The following is a 16181-nucleotide window of genomic DNA, read 5'->3' on the forward strand; positions in this document are numbered from 1 at the left end:
TCCTGTCGTATGGGACTATGGCAGAACGGGGTACGGTTACGCCATGGTCGGCGGAGCGGGAGTGATCACGGTGGCAGTGGACGACATCGACCGGAAGCTGGTCGCGCTGCTCCAGCACGACGCGACGACGGCGTACGCGGCGCTCGGCAAGGAGGTCGGCCTCTCGGCGGGCGCGGCCCACGAGCGGGTGCGCAAGCTGCGTGAGCGAGGCGTGATCCGGCGGACGACCGTCGACGTGGACCCGGCCGCGCTCGGGCAGGGGGTGCTCGCGTTCGTGATGGTCGAGTCGTCGTCGTGGATGGGCGAGTCGGCCGGAGAGTTCGCCGCGATCCCCGAGATCCAGGAGGCGCACGTCATCGCCGGCAGCGCGTCGGTCCTGGTGAAGGTGCGCACGCGGACGACGGAGCAACTCCAGGACGTGCTGAGGCGGTTGTACGCGATCGAGGGCGTCAGCGGCACGCAGGCGACGGTGGCCCTGGAGACGTTCTTCGAGCGCTCCGTGACAGCGGGCCCATGACGCACCGAGGGCCCCGCTCCCGGTGCGAGACCGGGAGCGGGGCCCTCAGGGACGTGATGCCGGGAAGGTCAGTAGCGGCGCGTGATCAGCGCGCGCTTGACTTCCTGGATCGCCTTGGTGACCTCGATACCGCGCGGGCAGGCGTCCGTGCAGTTGAACGTCGTGCGGCAACGCCACACGCCGTCCTTGTCGTTGAGGATCTCCAGGCGCTGCTCGCCCGCCTCGTCGCGCGAGTCGAAGATGAAGCGGTGCGCGTTGACGATCGCGGCCGGGCCGAAGTACTGGCCGTCGTTCCAGAACACCGGGCACGAGGACGTGCACGCGGCGCACAGGATGCACTTGGTCGTGTCGTCGAAGCGCTCACGGTCCTCGGCGGACTGCAGACGCTCGCGCGTCGGCTCGTTGCCCGTCGTGACCAGGAACGGCATGACGTCCCGGTAGGCCTGGAAGAACGGGTCCATGTCGACCACGAGGTCCTTGAGGACCGTGAGGCCCTTGATGGCCTCGACCGTGATCGGCTTCTCCGGGCTGATGTCCTTGATCAGCGTCTTGCAGGCCAGGCGGTTGCGGCCGTTGATGCGCATGGCATCCGAGCCGCAGATGCCGTGCGCGCAGGAGCGCCGGAAGGTCAGCGAGCCGTCGAGCTCCCACTTGATCTTGTGGAGGGCGTCGAGGACGCGCTCCTTCGGATCGATGTCGAGCTGGAAGTCCTCCCAGACCGCGTCCGCGGAGACCTCCGGGTTGAACCGGCGGATGCGGAAGGTGACCGTGATGAGGTGCGAGCCGTTGTCCGCCTCGAGAGCCTCGAGCTTGTCCATGGTCGGGGTAGCCATCAGTACTTACGCTCCATCGGCTGGTAGCGGGTCTGGACGACCGGCTTGTAGTCGAGACGGATCGTCTCCGTGCCGTCGTCGCCGACCTCGCGGTACGCCATGGTGTGGCGCATGAAGTTGACGTCGTCGCGGTTCGGGAAGTCCTCGCGGTAGTGACCGCCGCGGGACTCCTTGCGCGCCAGGGCGGAGGTCGCCATGACCTCGGCCAGGTCGAGCAGGTTGCCCAGCTCGATGGCCTCCAGGAGGTCGGTGTTGAACCGCTTGCCCTTGTCCTGGATCGAGACGTTCCGGTACCGCTCGCGCAGCTCGGCGATCTTCTCGACGGCCGTCTTGATGGTCTGCTCGGTGCGGAACACCATCACGTTGGCGTCCATGCACTCCTGGAGCTCGTTGCGGAGGACCGCGACGCGCTCCGTGCCCGTGGAGTTGCGCAGGCGCTCGACCTGCTCCTCGACGAGGGACGCGGGGTTCTCCGGGAGCTCGACGTAGTCGGCCTTCTCGGAGTACTCGGCGGCCGCGATGCCCGCACGACGCCCGAAGACGTTGATGTCGAGCAGCGAGTTGGTGCCGAGGCGGTTGGCGCCGTGCACGGACACGCAGGCGACCTCACCGGCGGCGTACAGACCGGGGACGACGGTGGTGTTGTCCGCGAGGACCTCACCCTCGACGTTCGTCGGGATGCCGCCCATGGCGTAGTGCGCGGTGGGCTGGATCGGGATCGGGTCCGTGTAGGGCTCGATGCCGAGGTACGTGCGCGCGAACTCCGTGATGTCCGGGAGCTTGGCGTCGAGCTGCTCCGGCGGGAGGTGCGTGAGGTCGAGGTAGACGTGGTCGCCCTCGGGACCGCAGCCGCGGCCCTCACGGATCTCCGTGTAGATGGAGCGGGACACGACGTCACGGGACGCGAGGTCCTTCATGACGGGCGCGTACTTCTCCATGAAGCGCTCGCCGTCCTTGTTGCGGAGGATGCCGCCCTCACCGCGGGCGCCCTCCGTGAGAAGGATGCCCATGCGCCAGATGCCGGTCGGGTGGAACTGGAAGAACTCCATGTCCTCCAGCGGCAGACCGCGCCGGTAGCAGGCCGCCTGGCCGTCACCGGTCAGGGTGTGCGCGTTCGACGTCACCTTGAAGAACTTGCCGGTGCCGCCCGAGGCGTAGATGACCGACTTGGCCTGGAAGATGTGGATCTCGCCGGTCGCCAGCTCGTACGCGACGACACCGGCCGAGTGCTTGACGCCGTCGACCTCGGTGATCAGCTGGTCCAGGACGTAGAACTCGTTGAAGAACTCCACGCCCTCCTTCACGCAGTTCTGGTACAGCGTCTGAAGGATCATGTGGCCGGTGCGGTCCGCGGCGTAGCAGGACCGGCGGACCGGGGCCTCGCCGTGGTTGCGCGAGTGACCGCCGAAGCGGCGCTGGTCGATGGTGCCGTCCGGGGTGCGGTTGAACGGCAGGCCCATCTTCTCCAGGTCGAGGACGGAGTCGATGGCCTCCTTCGCGAGGATCTCGGCGGCGTCCTGGTCGACCAGGTAGTCACCGCCCTTGATCGTGTCGAAGGTGTGCCACTCCCAGTTGTCCTCCTCCACGTTGGCGAGCGCGGCGGCCATGCCGCCCTGCGCCGCGCCCGTGTGGGAGCGGGTGGGGTAGAGCTTCGTCAGGACGGCGGTGCGGCTGCGCTTCGTCGACTCGATGGCCGCGCGCATGCCCGCGCCACCGGCGCCGACGATGACGGTGTCGTACTTGTGGATCTTCATGAGTGGTTACCTCAGCCCCGTGCCTATCGGATGTTCGGGTCGAAGGTGAAGATCACCAGCGTGCCCAGCAGGATCGTGAACACCGTGGCGGTGTACAGGAGGCCCTTCAGCCACAGGCGCGTGTTCGGGCGCTCGGCGTAGTCGTTGATGACGGTACGCAGGCCGTTCGCGCCGTGCAGCATCGCGAGCCACAGCATCAGGAGGTCCCAGCCCTGCCAGAACGGCGAGGCCCAGCGGCCCGCGACGAACGCGAAGCCGATCTTGCTCACGCCGCCGTCGAGGACGAGCTGGATGAGCAGGTGGCCGAGGACCAGGACGACGAGGACGACGCCGGACAGGCGCATGAAGAGCCATGCGGCCATCTCGAAGTTGCCGCGCGTCGAGCGCGGGGTCTTCGAGGTGCGCTTGCGGGGGGCCTCGATGAGGGGGGCCGGGTGGTCGACGTCGTAGACGGCGGCGACCTCGACGGGTCCGACGCCGGGCGTCTTCGCAGGGGTGGTGTCAGCAGACATGTCTGGCGTCAGCTCCCGAAGAGTTCACGGACGGCGTGGCCGAGGACCGGGTACAGCGCGCCCACCATCAGCACGACCCAGATGCCGACGACGGTCCAGAGCATCTGCTTCTGGTAGCGCGGACCCTTCGACCAGAAGTCGACGGCGATGACACGCAGGCCGTTGAGCGCGTGGAAGAGGATGGCGGCGACGAGGCCGTACTCGAGGAGCGCGACGATCGGCGTCTTGTAGGTGGAAACGACGTCGTCGTACGACTCGGGGGAGACGCGGACGAGAGCGGTGTCCAGGACGTGTACGAACAGGAAGAAGAAAATGAGGACACCGGTGACTCGATGAGCCACCCACGACCACATGCCTTCCCGGCCGCGGTACAGCGTTCCAGCCGGCACGGAAGAACCCTCCGGGAGCGGGGATTGGGGCCGCGCCGGCTTCAGTGTCGGTCGGGCCCGGCCGGGTACGGTCCACCGGCCGCTCGTCATCGTATCGACGAGTTGTCGGCTCGCTCGCCCGGGGGCCGCCGGTGTGATCAAACAGGCAATCAAACAGCCACGTACGGGCTATCGGACGCGCTGTCGGGGCGCCCGGAATCCGCTGGTTCCTGCGGGTCTATCGCTTCCCGGGGCTCTGTCCGGGCATCGAGCGACCGGACGAGTCGGGCGAGTCGCCCCCGGGCGAGTCGGCGCAGTTCGTCCCAGGACAGGACGCGCTCCTCCTCGGGATCGTTGCCAAGGCGTGACCGGATTCCGGCGAGGAGCTGGTCGAGGGCCTCGTCGGGCCCGTAGCCGTCGAGGCAGATCACGAACGCATGCCCGAAGCGGCTCTCGTACGCGCTGTGCGCGGCGCCGAGGGCGGTGTGTGCGACGGAGTACGAGCCGTGCGGCGGCAGGGAGAGCGTCTCGCGGGACAGGGCCTCGTCGAGGGCGGCGGGCGCGAAGTCGTAGACCGCCTCGTCGGCGGCCGCGAGCAGCGCGTCGAGGTCCGGGTAGGGCCGGTGGGCGACGAGACGGCGGGCCCAGTGGAGTGACCCGCAACAGGTCAGGAGCGCGCGCTCGGCGTCCGTCGTGGGCAGCGTGTTGAACCGCGTGAGGCCGTGTGGGGACGACCGCACGGGCGACGCATGCCCTGGTGAGGACTGCACCCGTATGGCGGCATGCCCGGGGAGGCGGGAGAAACGGTGCGAAGGCAGCGTGCGCTCCTCGGCGAGACGTGGGACGTGACTGGGCTGACACTGGGACGAGAAGTGAGTCAGGAGCGTCACGGGACATGTGGTGAGGGTGTGGCGGATGTGCGTCCACGCTAGCCACCCGGGTCAGGAGCTGTCTGGCGGATGCACCGATTTCACCCGGACGGGAGACTTCGGGGGCGTGTGGTGGACGGGAGGTCGGGGGAACGGGGCCGTACGGTCGCCTCCTAGGACGCGGAATTCGAGGTCGGGGTTGCTGTCGAAACCGGAGGACGATCACTGATGGGTACGCGGAGTCGATCGAGGACCGGCGCGGGAGTCGTCACGGCGGGGACGGTCGCGCTGACCATGGTCCTCTCCGGCTGTTCCGGTGCCGGGGGCGGCACGGGCGCCACCGGCGCCGAGAGCCCCTCCGACGGAAAGTCCGCGTCCGCCACCCCGACCTCGGCGGAGCCCTCACCCTCGAAGTCGTACCCCCTGTCGAAGACCCCGCAGACCATCCCCTCCGTGCGCGAGCACACGGCGGCGCGCGGGCCCGGGTGGCGCCCCACCAGCGGCCGTGTCGTCATCGGGGACGCGAGGCTCTCCGACGAGGGCAAGCTCATCGCCGACGAGCTGAGGCTGAAGTACGCGGGCAGGGCCAAGGCCGGCGCCGGTGACGTGGAGCTGGCGCTCGGCGGGAGCGGGAACCCCGAGTCGTACACGATGACCGTGAAGAACGGCCGGGTGCGGATCGTCGGGCCGGGGGACGCGGGTGTCTTCTACGGCACGCGCACGCTCAAGCAGGAGGTGCACGGCGGGGGCACCGCGCCGGAGGGCGTGGTGAGGGACGCGCCGGCGAAGCCGCAGCGCGGGTTCATGCTGGACATCGCGCGCAAGTCCTTCACGGCCGGCTGGATCAAGGACCGGATCCGGGAGATCGGCGACCTGAAGTACAACCAGTTCGGTCTGCACTTCTCCGACGACCAGGCCTTCCGTATCCAGTCGGACTCGCACCCCGAGATCGTCTCGCCCGACCACCTGACCAAGGCGCAGGTCCGCGAGATCGTCTCGCTCGCCGCCGAGCGGCACATCACCGTGATCCCCGAGATCGACTCGCCGGGACATCTCGGCGCGGTGATCAAGGCGCACCCCGATCTCCAGCTGCGGAACACCGCCGGGGTCCCGACGCGCGGCGCCGTCGACATCTCGAACCCCGGCTCGGCGAAGATCGTCGACGATCTGCTGCGTGAGTACGCGCCCCTCTTCCCCGGCGCCTTCTGGCACCTGGGCGGCGACGAGTACCAGGCCCTGACGGTGAAGAACCCCGAGGCGTCCTTCCCCCAGCTCGCGGCCGCCGCCAAGAAGAAGTACGGGGCGAACGCGACGGTCGCGGACCTCACGACGGGCTGGCTGAACGACCGGGTCGCCACGATGAAGCCGTTCGACCGCTCCCTCAAGGCGTGGAACGACGGGTTCTTCCGGGGCGGTGTCGTCAAGGCCGACAAGAGCCTGCAGGTCGCCTACTGGACGGGCAAGGAGATCGGGGCGCGCCCGCCGGAGGAGTACCTGGCCGAGGGCCGCAAGATGACCAACTACAACGACGAGTACCTCTACTACGTCCTCGGCCAGCCCAACAACTTCGTGTACCCGACCGGGCGGCGGATCTACGAGAGCTGGACCCCGCTCGTCGTGCGTGGCACGACGCCGGTGCCCGCGAAGTACGACAGCCAGATCCTGGGCGGCACGTTCGCCGTGTGGTGCGACTTCCCGAACGCGCAGACACAGGCGCAGGTCGCGCAGGGGATCCGCATGCCGCTGCGGGCCACGATCCAGAAGCTCTGGTACCCGGGCAAGCCCCCGCTGACGTGGCCCCAGTTCGTGGCACTCGCGAACCGGCTGGGGTCCTGAGCGGTCGGTGATGCAGGACGAGAAGGCCCTGCGGGGGCCCGTGATGGCGCCGTTCGCTGTCTGAATCGCCGGATCCGCGTTTTCGGTGGCGGAGCCACGTACGGCTGTGGTGTATTCGGCCCGGGCCGAGATCAGGCGCTTTCGAGGGCACCGGGGGGACACCGGCATGGGGTACTGGGGCTATTACGTCGTGGCCAGGAGTGAGCGGCCGCTCGCCGAGCTCGACACGCTGGGCGGGGCGCGCGACGCGCTCACGCTCCTGGAGCGGCGGGCCGACGGCTGGCAGGTCTGGGAGTGCCCCGACGGCGGGGAGCGGCGCCAGGACGTCGGCAGCATGAACGCGCTGGCCGCCGAGACCGGCGCGCCCGCCCTGTTCGGCTACGTCATGGACAGCGACTGCGTCGTCATCGAGGCGGCCGCGCCGGAGAGCGGTTCGTGGACCACGTGTCTGGCGCGCGATGCCATGGCCGAATATCTCTCCGCGGACGAACTGACCCTGGAGGACTACTTCCTGGAGCCCGCGGACGCGGCGCGGCGCGCGGTCGCGTGGGCGCAGGAGTGCGGCCGCACCGTCAAGCAGGGTCCGCTCGCCGACGTCCTGGCCCAGGACCCCGACCCGTTCGCCGAGCCGCTCTTCTTCCGCTTCCTGGACCGGCTCGGCGTCGCGCCGCTGTGACGTTCCTGCGCCCCGGCACGCAGTAGAGCCCAGTAGGGACGAAATGCCGGGTCGGCAGGGAAAGGGCGTACGTCATGAGCCTGGTGGAGCTGATCGCGCAGGCCGACGAGCGGGGTCTCGCGGCCAGCGGTCTCGCCTGCCTCGACCGCTGCGTGCCGCTGCTCGGCGCCGAGGACGACGAGGCGCTGCGCCCGCTGTGGGGAAGCCTCGCCGAGGGCGGTCCGGAGTGGGGCGCGTGCCTGGCGCAGGCGCGGGCCGTGTTCCCGGCCCGGCCGGACGACGACACGGACGAGGCGTCCGGGCTCGCCCGGCGCATGCTGGCCGCCGCGCCGGGCACCCCGTCGGCGCCCGCGCTGCGCGAGTGGGCCGACGCCTGCTCGGTCGGCGCGCTCCAGATCCACCGCATGCTGGACACGATGGAGGACGGCGCGGGCTCGGTACGGTCCCGGCGCGAGGGCCGCACGGACGGCATGTCCCCGCTGGTGGCGGCCGAACTGCGGCGGCAGGTCAGGATTCTCGAGCTGCTCGCGGGCCGGGGCGCGGGCGGTCTGCGCCAGGCGCTCGACGTGTCGACGGAGGGCCGCCGCATCCTGCGGGCCGTCGTGTCGCGGCGGGCGCGGGGCCGCGTCTGATGCACGGCATCTCCGGGCCCTCCCCGCGGGCGTGGGCGGCGATCGCGCTGCCGGTGGCGGCGGCACTCGTCGCGCTGGCCGCGCACCGGGGCCTGCCTGACGATCCGACGGGCCGACTCCACGTCGTACCAGGAGTGTTGAAGGATGTCGCCCTGCCCCACGGCGGTACGGCGGCGCTGTCCCGGTGCGGTGCGCCGGGGGCCGCGAGGCCCGCGGCACGCGGCGAGGGCGAGCATGCGCCCGCGCCCGCGCTCGTGCTCACCTCTTACGGGTACTCGAGTTCGGGCCCGCGCTTCGACGGTCCGGCCGCCTTCACGGTCAGCGCGGTCATCGACCCGGGACCGCGACCGCTGACGCTGACCGCGCCGGTGGGTGAGCGGCGCATCACGGTCGATGTGTACGGGCCGCACGGCGAGGGGCGCATCGCGTCCGCGCGCGGGCTGACGGCGAACGTGACGAAGGGGGCGAAGCAGCGGCCGGTCCCGCCGACTTCGGGCGCCTACCGCTTCACGGAGATCGGGAACCTGGACCTGGAGATCGAGCTGCCGCAACAGGCGGTCTGCCCGGGCCACACGCGGGCGGACATCGGTCGGTGCGCGCCCGATCACACCAACCGGATCGAGGACTGTCCGGTGGTCGTGGTCACGCTGACCGACAAGGCGGTCTCCGCGCAGCGCGCCCTGGTCGCGGGAAGCACGAACCCCGAGCGGTTCAGCGACCGGCTCGTGGCGGTGTCGTTCGAGGAGAACGCCGCCGGAGTCTGAGCACGCGGCATCCGACGACGCGTGCCGACGGCACCGACCTGACGGCACCGATCCGACGGCCCTTGAACGGAACCGGGTCCGGCCGCCCCCTCCTGCGGTCGGGTCCGCTTCCGTGGAAGGTAGTGAGTAACCCATCCGGGCGCGGCGGCGCAAGTACGGGCGCAAAGCAGACAGGGCAGGCAGGGCGGACAGGGCAGACAAGGCCACCAGGGCTGCCAGGGCTGCCAGGGCCGCCAAGGCGGAAACGACTCTCGCCGCGCGGTTCCCGGGAGTGTCGGGAGCCGCGCGGCGAGAGGTCGTGCGGGTACGGCTACGGGGCCAGCGTGCTGCCCAGATGGTTGCCCGTCGCGGTGCCGAGCTGCGTCAGTCCGTAGTACTTGGACGTCGACAGGCCGAGCCCCGTGCTGTTGCTCGGGACGTACAGGAGCGTGCCGTTGCCGGCGTCCTCGCCCGCGGCGCCGATCACCAGGGCCGCGCGGCCGAAGCCGGTCAGGTCGGTGAGGGAGACGGCGGAGCCCAGGTTGTCGTTGGTCTCCGTGGAGCCGGGGACGCCGGGCTCGTCCTGCGAGATCGCGAGGGAGCCGGTGCCGGTGAGGCCGGTCGACGAGCCCTTGAACAGCAGCGACGTACCCGCGTTGGAACGGTTGGTGGTGCGGGTGATGTCCTCGTTCGGGGCGCCGGCCAGGACGTCCGCGTAGCCGTCGGCGTTGTAGTCGCCGACCGAGACGGAGGCGCCCAGGGCGTCGCCGGACTCGGCGGCGCCGGGGACGCCGGAGGTGGCCTGGTGGATGACCTTGGCGCCGGTGGCGGTGAGGCCCGTGCCCGCGGTGCCGTAGACGGCCGTGACCTGGCCGCCCGCGTACGCGCCGGACTCGGCGGTGTAGGGCTGGCCGATGACGATGTCGTCGACGCCGTTGCCGTCGATGTCGCCGGCGGCGATCGCGCGACCGCCCTTCACGGTGAGGGTGCCGGCCTTGGTGAGACCGTTCCTGCCGCCCTTGAACCAGACGACCCGGCCGATCGACGTCGAGTCGCGGTAGTTGAGCGCGACGTCCGCGTAGCCGTCCTTGTTGAAGTCGCCGCTGGTGGCGTCCTCGTAGGAGAGGGCCGTGTCACCGCTGGTGATGTTGGAGCTGCTCTCCTGGCCCTCGGCGTAGCGCGCGGTCCAGGTTCCGCCGGTGCCGGTGGAGGACGCGAAGACGTCCGCCTTGCCGTCGGCGTTGAAGTCGCCGACCGCCACGGCGGAGCCGTACTTGGCGCCGTTCGCGTAGAAGCCCTCGTCGAGGTTCATCTGCGCGCCGGTGGTGAAGGCGGGGCCGTACAGGATGGTGACGGCGCCGCGATCGGCGTGACCGGAGGTGTCGTCCTCACCGGGCTGGCCGATCGCGAGGTCGGCGTAGCCGTCGCCGTTGATGTCGCCGGTGGCCACGGCGGCGCCCCACTGGTCGCCGCTCTCACCGGCGCCGGGCACGCCCGGGCTGGACTGCGTGAGCGAGATCTTCTTGGCGCTGTCGGGGCCGCTCGCGCCGCCCGGCACGACGACGACGCGGCCGCCGCTGGAGCCGGCGGGCACGCCGGCGACGAGGTCGCTGATGCCGTCGCGGTTCACGTCGGCGGTCGGGATGGCGGAGCTGCGGCCCGCGCCGGCGGCGAAGGAGCGGATCGTGCCGAGCCGGTCCTCGAGCTGCTTGCCCGGGCACTCGGTGGCGTACGCGTCCTGGTGGCCGGAGACGGTCCGCAGGGTCGCGGTCTCGCCGGTCTTGTAGACGCCGGTGTCACCGGCGGCGACGAGGTTCACCGAGCCGTTCGGGTCGACGCCGTACTGGCCGAGCTTGTACGCGGCGATGCGTGCGGCGGACTCCATCGCGGCCCGGGAGGGCTTGGAGTCCACGAAGTTGCCGAGGACCGCGATACCGGTCGAGTACGAGTTGAAGCCGTACGTGTGCGCGCCCAGGACGGGCTCGTCGATGCCGCCTTCGCGGCCCTCGAATATCTGGCCGCACTTGTCGACCAGGAAGTTGTAGCCGATGTCCTTCCAGCCGTTGCCGTTCGGCGCCGGCTTCACGTGGTAGGCGTAGTCGGCGCGGATCAGCTTGGCCGAATCGGCGCAGCTGTAGTCGTTCGCGTCCACGGTGTGGTGGATGAACGCGGCCTGGATCTTGTCGATGTACTCCGGCGGGCTGTAGTTGACCGCGAGAGACGTGTCCGGCTTCCATTCCGACCGCATGATGATCGGCGGCTGCTTCACCGTGGAGGGCGGGGCCGGGGGCTTGGTGGGCGTCGGCGACGGGCTGGGGCTCGCGCTCTCGGAGGCGGAGTCCGACGGGCTCGGGGAGTCGGCCGGAGCCGAGTCGCTCGGCGAAGGCGACGCCGACGGCGAGGGGCTCTCCGGGGCGGACGCGGAGTCCGAGGGGGACGGCGAGGGGGACTCGTCGAGGTCGGTGGTGTACGCCGCGTTCTGCGGCCCACCGGATGCCTTGGCCGCCTTGGCTTCCTTGGCCTCCTTGGAGGTGACACCCGGGTCGACCATCGCCAGGGTGAGCCCCTTGGGCAGTGCGGTCGACGACCCGTCGGCGGCGACCACGCGCGCCTCGACGCCGTCCGAGGGCCCGACCCACCGGGACTCGGACATGCCCCGCACGCCGTTCTTGCTCTCGGAAGTGTCGGGGTCGGGCAGGTGAGAGTCCGTGTTCACGGACACCCAGTCGGTCCACTTCCCGGTCACGCTGCTGCGCGTGCGGACCTGGGCGGTGCCCTTGAGTTCGGCGTTCTGCTTGTCCCAGGTGACGCCGACCAGCGAGAACGGTTCCGTGCTGGTGCGGGCGAGCTCCCGCTTGGCGCTGCCGTCGGCCTTCAGCGCGGCGGAGCGCACCTTGACCGGCCGCGGGGTCGTCGCCGAGGGGCCGGAGCCGCCGGGGGTCTCCGGGCTGGCGACGGCGTACGTCACCACACCCGCGCCGCCGAGGACGACGGCGCCCATCGTCAGCCAGGCCCTGCGCTTGAGACTCAGCGGTTTGTACGCATGTGATCTGCGCGCACGCGGATTACGCGGGCTCAAATGCCCCACCCCTCGAAGAAGTTCACAAATGCCACACCCGTCGCACGGGTAGCTGCTCTATTCAGCGATCGACCATCGGACAACGTCACAGGTTGTACTGGTGTGCTGTACATCACCTGGAAGTCGTCCGGAAGCTGCCTGGCGGTCACCTGGTCAGTTCACCGCCGATACCGGCACCGGCATCCGCGCCGAGCGCGGTGGGCCCGTACGAGGTGCCCGTCCCGCCGCTCACGGTCATCACGGTCCCGTCGCCCGCGTTCTCGCCCTCGGCGCCGATCGCGAGGCCGGCGACGCCGTCCCCGGTGAGATCGGCGACGGTGACGGCGGACCCGAACCGGTCCCCGGCCTCGGCCGTGCCCGGCACCGGGCCCGCTCCCTGGATGTAGGTGACTGCGCCCGCCACGCCCACCCCGTTCGCGCCACCGCTCAGCAGGAACGCGCGGCCCGCACCGGAATCCTCCCCGGGCGCACCGGCGAGTACGTCGGCGTACCCGTCGCCGTCCGTGTCGCCCACGGTCACCGAAGCGCCCAACTCGTCCCCGGCATCGGCCCCTTCGAGCTCGCCGTGGGCGACGACGCCCGCACCGGTCGTCGTGAGCCCGTCCGCTGAGCCGTCATAGATGCCGATCTCGCCACCGTCCGCCGCGTCGGGACGCCCCACGGCCAGGTCGGTGAAGCCGTCGCCGTTCAGGTCGCCGGAGGCCAGGGACCGTCCGCCCGCGCCCGCGAGGACGGAGGGCTCGGAGGTGCGCAGTCCGCTCGACGAACCGCGCACCACGACGAGGGGCCTGTCGCCCGCCGTCGTGCCGAACGTGATCGCCGCGTCGTCGAATCCATCGTGGTCGAAGTCCCCGGTGGTTACGGAGGCGTCCTGCACCGGACCGTCGGAGAGGGCGAGCGCGGGGGAGAAGGCCCGGTCGGCGCCATCGACCGTCCAGGCGCGCCCGGCGCCGGGCGCCACGGCGAGGATGTCGTCGCCGCCGTCCCCGTCGAAGTCACCGGTGGCGAGCGCGGCCCCGAACTTCGCGCCGCTCGTGCGCACCGCCGCCGGTTCGTTGATCATGCCGGCCTGTCCGGTGAGCCCGTTCGCGCCACCGCGCAGCACGCTCACGCCGCCCTCGTCGCTCGCGCCCGCGGTGACCTCCTCGCCGGGCGACGCGACCACCAGGTCGGTGTACCCGTCGTGGTCCAGGTCGCCGTACGCCGTCGCCGCTCCAAAGCCGTCGCCGGCCTCGGAGCCGCCGGGCACGCCCTCGGACTCCTGCGTGACGACGGCCTTGTTCGCCGCGTAGGGAGAGGTCCGGGAGCCGGGTACGACGCTGACCTGGCCGGCTCCGGCCAGATTGTTCGCGGTGGCCTTCGGGATGCCGGCGGCCAGGTCGGCATGGCCGTCCCCATTCACGTCGGCACCCTTGGCGGGCGAGTTCTTCGACGCGGCGAGCGTGCGGATGGCGGGCAGATCGCCGTAGAGGTTGTTGCCGGGGCACTCCGTCGGGTAGCCGTCGCGATGCCCGGAGATCCGGTTCATCGTCACCAACTGGCCTTGGGTGAACTTCCCGTTGTCCGCTCCGGCGGCCATCACGATGCTGCCCGCCGGGTTGATCCCGTACAACCCAAGCTTCCAGGCGGCGAGTTGGGCGATCGAGTCACGCACCGCGGGGGTGGAGGTCGCGGTGTTGAAGTCGCCGAGGACGGCGACACCGCTCGTGTCGGTGTTGAAGCCGTAGGTGTGGGCGCCGTACACGGGCCTGTCGAGGCCGCCCGCGCGGCCCTCGAAGATCGTTCCGCACTTGTCGACGAGGAAGTTGTAGCCGATGTCGTTCCAGCCGTTGCTCTTCACGTGGTACGTGAGGATGCCACGGATGATCGACGCGGACTCGGCGCACGTGTAGTCGTTCGTCCCGGCCGTGTGGTGCACGAACACGGCCTTCGTGTCGGTCGTGTACGTCGGCGGGTCGGCGACGATCGACTCGTCGGCGCCCCAGCCGGCACGCGAGGTGACGTCCGGCTGCCCGGCGGACGCGGTCTTCTCCGGCGCGCCCGACGCCGTACGGGTCCCGGCGTCCGGGTCGACGAGGTCCACGCGCAGTCCGGCGGGAAGCTCCGCGCCGGTGACGCGCGCCTGCACGCCGTCGGAGGCTCCGACCCAGAGCGGCTGGGTCCCGCCGCGAACGCCCTTATGGGTGTGCTCGGGCCCCGACTCCGGCGCGTGGACGTCGAGTTCGAGGGTGCGCCAGACCGACCAGTGTCCGGTCTCCGCGCTGCGGGTACGGATCTCGGCGGTGCCGTCGCCGAGCGTGGCGTCAGGGTCGGACCAGGTGACGCCGAGCATGCTGAACGCCTCGGTCGAACGGGCGGCGAGGACGCGCCTGCCGGGACCGGTCCCGTCCGGTACGGCGACGGTGTGGACGGCACCCTTGTGCACGGTGGCCTGCGCGGCGGCGGGCTGCGACCGCCCCGACAGGGAGACGACGCTGAGCACGACCGCGGCGGCGAGCGCGGTGCGGGCGGCCTGGCGGCCGAGACTCGGGTACCTCACTGCTCTCCCTGCGCGCTCGCCGGGGACTCGGAGGCCTCGGGTGCGGGCAACTCGCCCTGGCAGGTGGCGCGGCCGAACTTGCCGTAGGCGGTGGCTGTTTGGACGTGCCTGCCGCGGATGGCCAACTGGCAACTGGCCTGCCCGCCCTTCTCGCCGAGCGTGATGGTCACGATGGGCGGCTTGCCGAGCGGCACGCGCACGGTCTTCTTCCAAGGCAGCGTGACGCCGCGCGCGGCGACCGCCTTGCCGGACTCGCTGCGGGCCTGCCAGGTGAGATCGGCGGTGCCCTCGCCACTGACCTCGTACGTCACGGAGGCGGTGGGGACGTGACGCTCGGGCTTCTCGTCGGTGTCGAGCACGCCGTAGAGCACGAGCCCGGCGCAGGCGGCGACGACGACCGCGCCGGCGGCAATGCCTCGACGGTCAACTCCCTTGCCCCCCTCGGCGTTGTCGGCGTTCTTGGACTCGTCCGAGGGCTTCGCCTCATTCGCGCCCTCGGTGCCCTCGGCTCCCGCGGATTCGTCGGGCGTCTCGGCTTCATCCGTGGGCGTATCGGCCGTGTCGGTGGGTTCGGTCGGCTCTGACTGTTCGGGCGATGGCATGGGCCTGGCTTTCGTGAGGCGAGCATCCCTCGCGCGAATGCGTCGCGCTCGGCGGAGAACCGGGCGGTTATACCGCATGCGGGAGCGGCCGTTCCAGTGTCCGGAACAAGCGGGCGAATGGGACGGGGCCCAAACTTACTCACAACACCCCTCGCAACACCCTACGGACCACCCCACGGACCACCCGAATTACGCCTGCAGTCGGCCCGCCGCGGTTTCCGTGAACAGAAACCCGGCCTCCTTTTTCCCTTGCGGAATGGTGGGCGTGACCAATCACGGGCGACGGCTCAGCCCCCGGTCCCGTGCCCCTGGGCATGACGGCCGGCGGCGGCTTCGGTATCGGCCGGATCCCGGCCCCCGGGCCGGCCCCGAAACTCCGGCTGATCGACCGGCCCGGCGTTCGGGCGCAGCGAGCGCCAGGTCTAGATCATCTACGGATGGTCCGCCCCGGGACGGACCAACTGCCCGATTGATTCCCTCTGTTGACATGGTCATGTGCAAGTGATTAGAAAACGTCTGCTCGCGAAGGAGAAAGCCAGAAACCGACCGACGCATGCCCGGAAGACCTCTTCGGCCAGGGGTCTTCAGGACTTACGTCGGCCAATCCTCCCTGCCCATCAGCCGACCCTCTCCGGGGCGCACAACAGTCGTCCGGACGGAAAACCCGTCCGGAAGTTCGGCATGCCCGCATTACGTGCGCGAGAGCGATACCGCACGGAAATCGGGCGTGCCGCAAAGGAAAGGGCACAGGACGTGAAAGTCCGCTATGGGAGATTGATCTCCTGCCTTGTGGTGTCGGCGGTGGCGAGTACGGCGCTGCCGCAGATCGCCTACGCCTCCGCGCCGGCCTCCGGCAACGGAGGTGACGACAAGGGCGTCTTCGGCACGGTCAAGAGCTGGTTCTCGGACGATGGCGAGGACCAGGCCAAGCCGCCGACCGGCGGGAAACTGGAGATAGCCAGCCGGGAGAAGCTCCCGAAGGGCAAGAAGGCCGCCAAGCCCAAGCGCGTCAAGGAGCTGACCTCCCGCCGCACGGAGCACGCGCGCTTCTGGCAGCTGTCCAACGGGCAGATCCAGGCCGAGCTCTCCCAGGTGCCGACCGCGTACCCCACGGGTTCCGGCAAGAAGAAGACCTGGAAGGCGATCGACACCGCTGTCGACGCGACCAAGGCCAAGGGCTACGACTTCGTCAACACGTCCAACTCCGGTCACAGTTGGTTC

The 16181-nt window shown here is 70.5% G+C and carries 13 protein-coding genes; 5 read left to right on the top strand and 8 right to left on the bottom strand.

Going from position 1 to position 16181, the window contains the following annotated elements; all coding sequences use genetic code 11:
* Nucleotides 1–76: 76 nt before the first annotated feature.
* Nucleotides 77–517 carry an Lrp/AsnC family transcriptional regulator gene (locus ACFC96_RS21970; protein WP_376260262.1) on the top strand — a complete coding sequence of 147 codons (441 nt, stop codon included), beginning with the start codon at nt 77–79 and terminating at the stop codon, nt 515–517.
* Nucleotides 518–585: 68 nt separating this feature from the next.
* On the opposite strand, the gene ACFC96_RS21975 is transcribed toward ACFC96_RS21970, so the two are convergent.
* From ACFC96_RS21975 to ACFC96_RS21995, 5 genes are all read right to left on the bottom strand, one after another.
* Nucleotides 586–1350 carry a succinate dehydrogenase iron-sulfur subunit gene (locus tag ACFC96_RS21975; protein ID WP_116510811.1) on the bottom strand — a complete coding sequence of 255 codons (765 nt, stop codon included), beginning with the start codon at nt 1348–1350 and terminating at the stop codon, nt 586–588.
* On the bottom strand, nt 1350–3104 hold the full coding sequence (sdhA, locus tag ACFC96_RS21980; protein ID WP_376259982.1) for a succinate dehydrogenase flavoprotein subunit: 1755 nt from the start codon (nt 3102–3104) through the stop codon (nt 1350–1352). Before sdhA ends, ACFC96_RS21975 begins: the two co-directional genes overlap by 1 nt.
* 23 nt (nt 3105–3127) lie before the next feature.
* Nucleotides 3128–3616 (bottom strand): succinate dehydrogenase hydrophobic membrane anchor subunit, encoded by a 489-nt coding sequence (locus ACFC96_RS21985; protein WP_376259981.1) that lies wholly within the window; start codon nt 3614–3616, stop codon nt 3128–3130.
* 8 nt (nt 3617–3624) lie between these two features.
* Nucleotides 3625–4005, bottom strand: a complete 381-nt coding sequence (gene sdhC / locus ACFC96_RS21990) for a succinate dehydrogenase, cytochrome b556 subunit (protein ID WP_100594758.1) — start codon at nt 4003–4005, stop codon at nt 3625–3627.
* A 149-nt stretch (nt 4006–4154) separates the two neighbouring features.
* On the bottom strand, nt 4155–4724 hold the full coding sequence (locus ACFC96_RS21995; protein ID WP_376259979.1) for a 2-oxo-4-hydroxy-4-carboxy-5-ureidoimidazoline decarboxylase: 570 nt from the start codon (nt 4722–4724) through the stop codon (nt 4155–4157).
* A 357-nt stretch (nt 4725–5081) separates the two neighbouring features.
* On the opposite strand from ACFC96_RS21995, the gene ACFC96_RS22000 reads away from it, so the two are divergent.
* From ACFC96_RS22000 to ACFC96_RS22015, 4 genes are all read left to right on the top strand, one after another.
* Nucleotides 5082–6689 carry a glycoside hydrolase family 20 protein gene (locus ACFC96_RS22000; protein ID WP_376613685.1) on the top strand — a complete coding sequence of 536 codons (1608 nt, stop codon included), beginning with the start codon at nt 5082–5084 and terminating at the stop codon, nt 6687–6689.
* 166 nt (nt 6690–6855) lie between these two features.
* Nucleotides 6856–7365, top strand: coding sequence for a hypothetical protein (locus ACFC96_RS22005; RefSeq protein ID WP_376613687.1), 510 nt, complete (start codon nt 6856–6858; stop codon nt 7363–7365).
* A 74-nt stretch (nt 7366–7439) separates the two neighbouring features.
* Nucleotides 7440–7997, top strand: coding sequence for a hypothetical protein (locus tag ACFC96_RS22010; RefSeq protein WP_376259973.1), 558 nt, complete (start codon nt 7440–7442; stop codon nt 7995–7997).
* On the top strand, nt 7997–8761 hold the full coding sequence (locus tag ACFC96_RS22015; protein WP_376613689.1) for a hypothetical protein: 765 nt from the start codon (nt 7997–7999) through the stop codon (nt 8759–8761). The genes ACFC96_RS22010 and ACFC96_RS22015 overlap by 1 nt, the downstream gene beginning before the upstream one ends.
* A 310-nt stretch (nt 8762–9071) precedes the next feature.
* On the opposite strand, the gene ACFC96_RS22020 is transcribed toward ACFC96_RS22015, so the two are convergent.
* The 3 genes from ACFC96_RS22020 to ACFC96_RS22030 all read right to left on the bottom strand — a co-directional run bounded on the left by ACFC96_RS22020 (nt 9072) and on the right by ACFC96_RS22030 (nt 14960).
* Nucleotides 9072–11741: an FG-GAP-like repeat-containing protein gene (locus tag ACFC96_RS22020; protein ID WP_376613691.1), complete on the bottom strand. Its 2670-nt coding sequence runs from the start codon at nt 11739–11741 to the stop codon at nt 9072–9074.
* A gap of 223 nt (nt 11742–11964) precedes the next feature.
* Nucleotides 11965–14358 (bottom strand): N-acetylmuramoyl-L-alanine amidase, encoded by a 2394-nt coding sequence (locus tag ACFC96_RS22025; RefSeq protein WP_376613693.1) that lies wholly within the window; start codon nt 14356–14358, stop codon nt 11965–11967.
* Nucleotides 14355–14960, bottom strand: a complete 606-nt coding sequence (locus ACFC96_RS22030) for a hypothetical protein (protein WP_376613695.1) — start codon at nt 14958–14960, stop codon at nt 14355–14357. Before ACFC96_RS22030 ends, ACFC96_RS22025 begins: the two co-directional genes overlap by 4 nt.
* Nucleotides 14961–16181 lie beyond the last annotated feature (1221 nt).

The sequence above is a fragment of the Streptomyces sp. NPDC055955 genome (genome assembly GCF_042270245.1).
Taxonomy (GTDB): domain Bacteria; phylum Actinomycetota; class Actinomycetes; order Streptomycetales; family Streptomycetaceae; genus Streptomyces.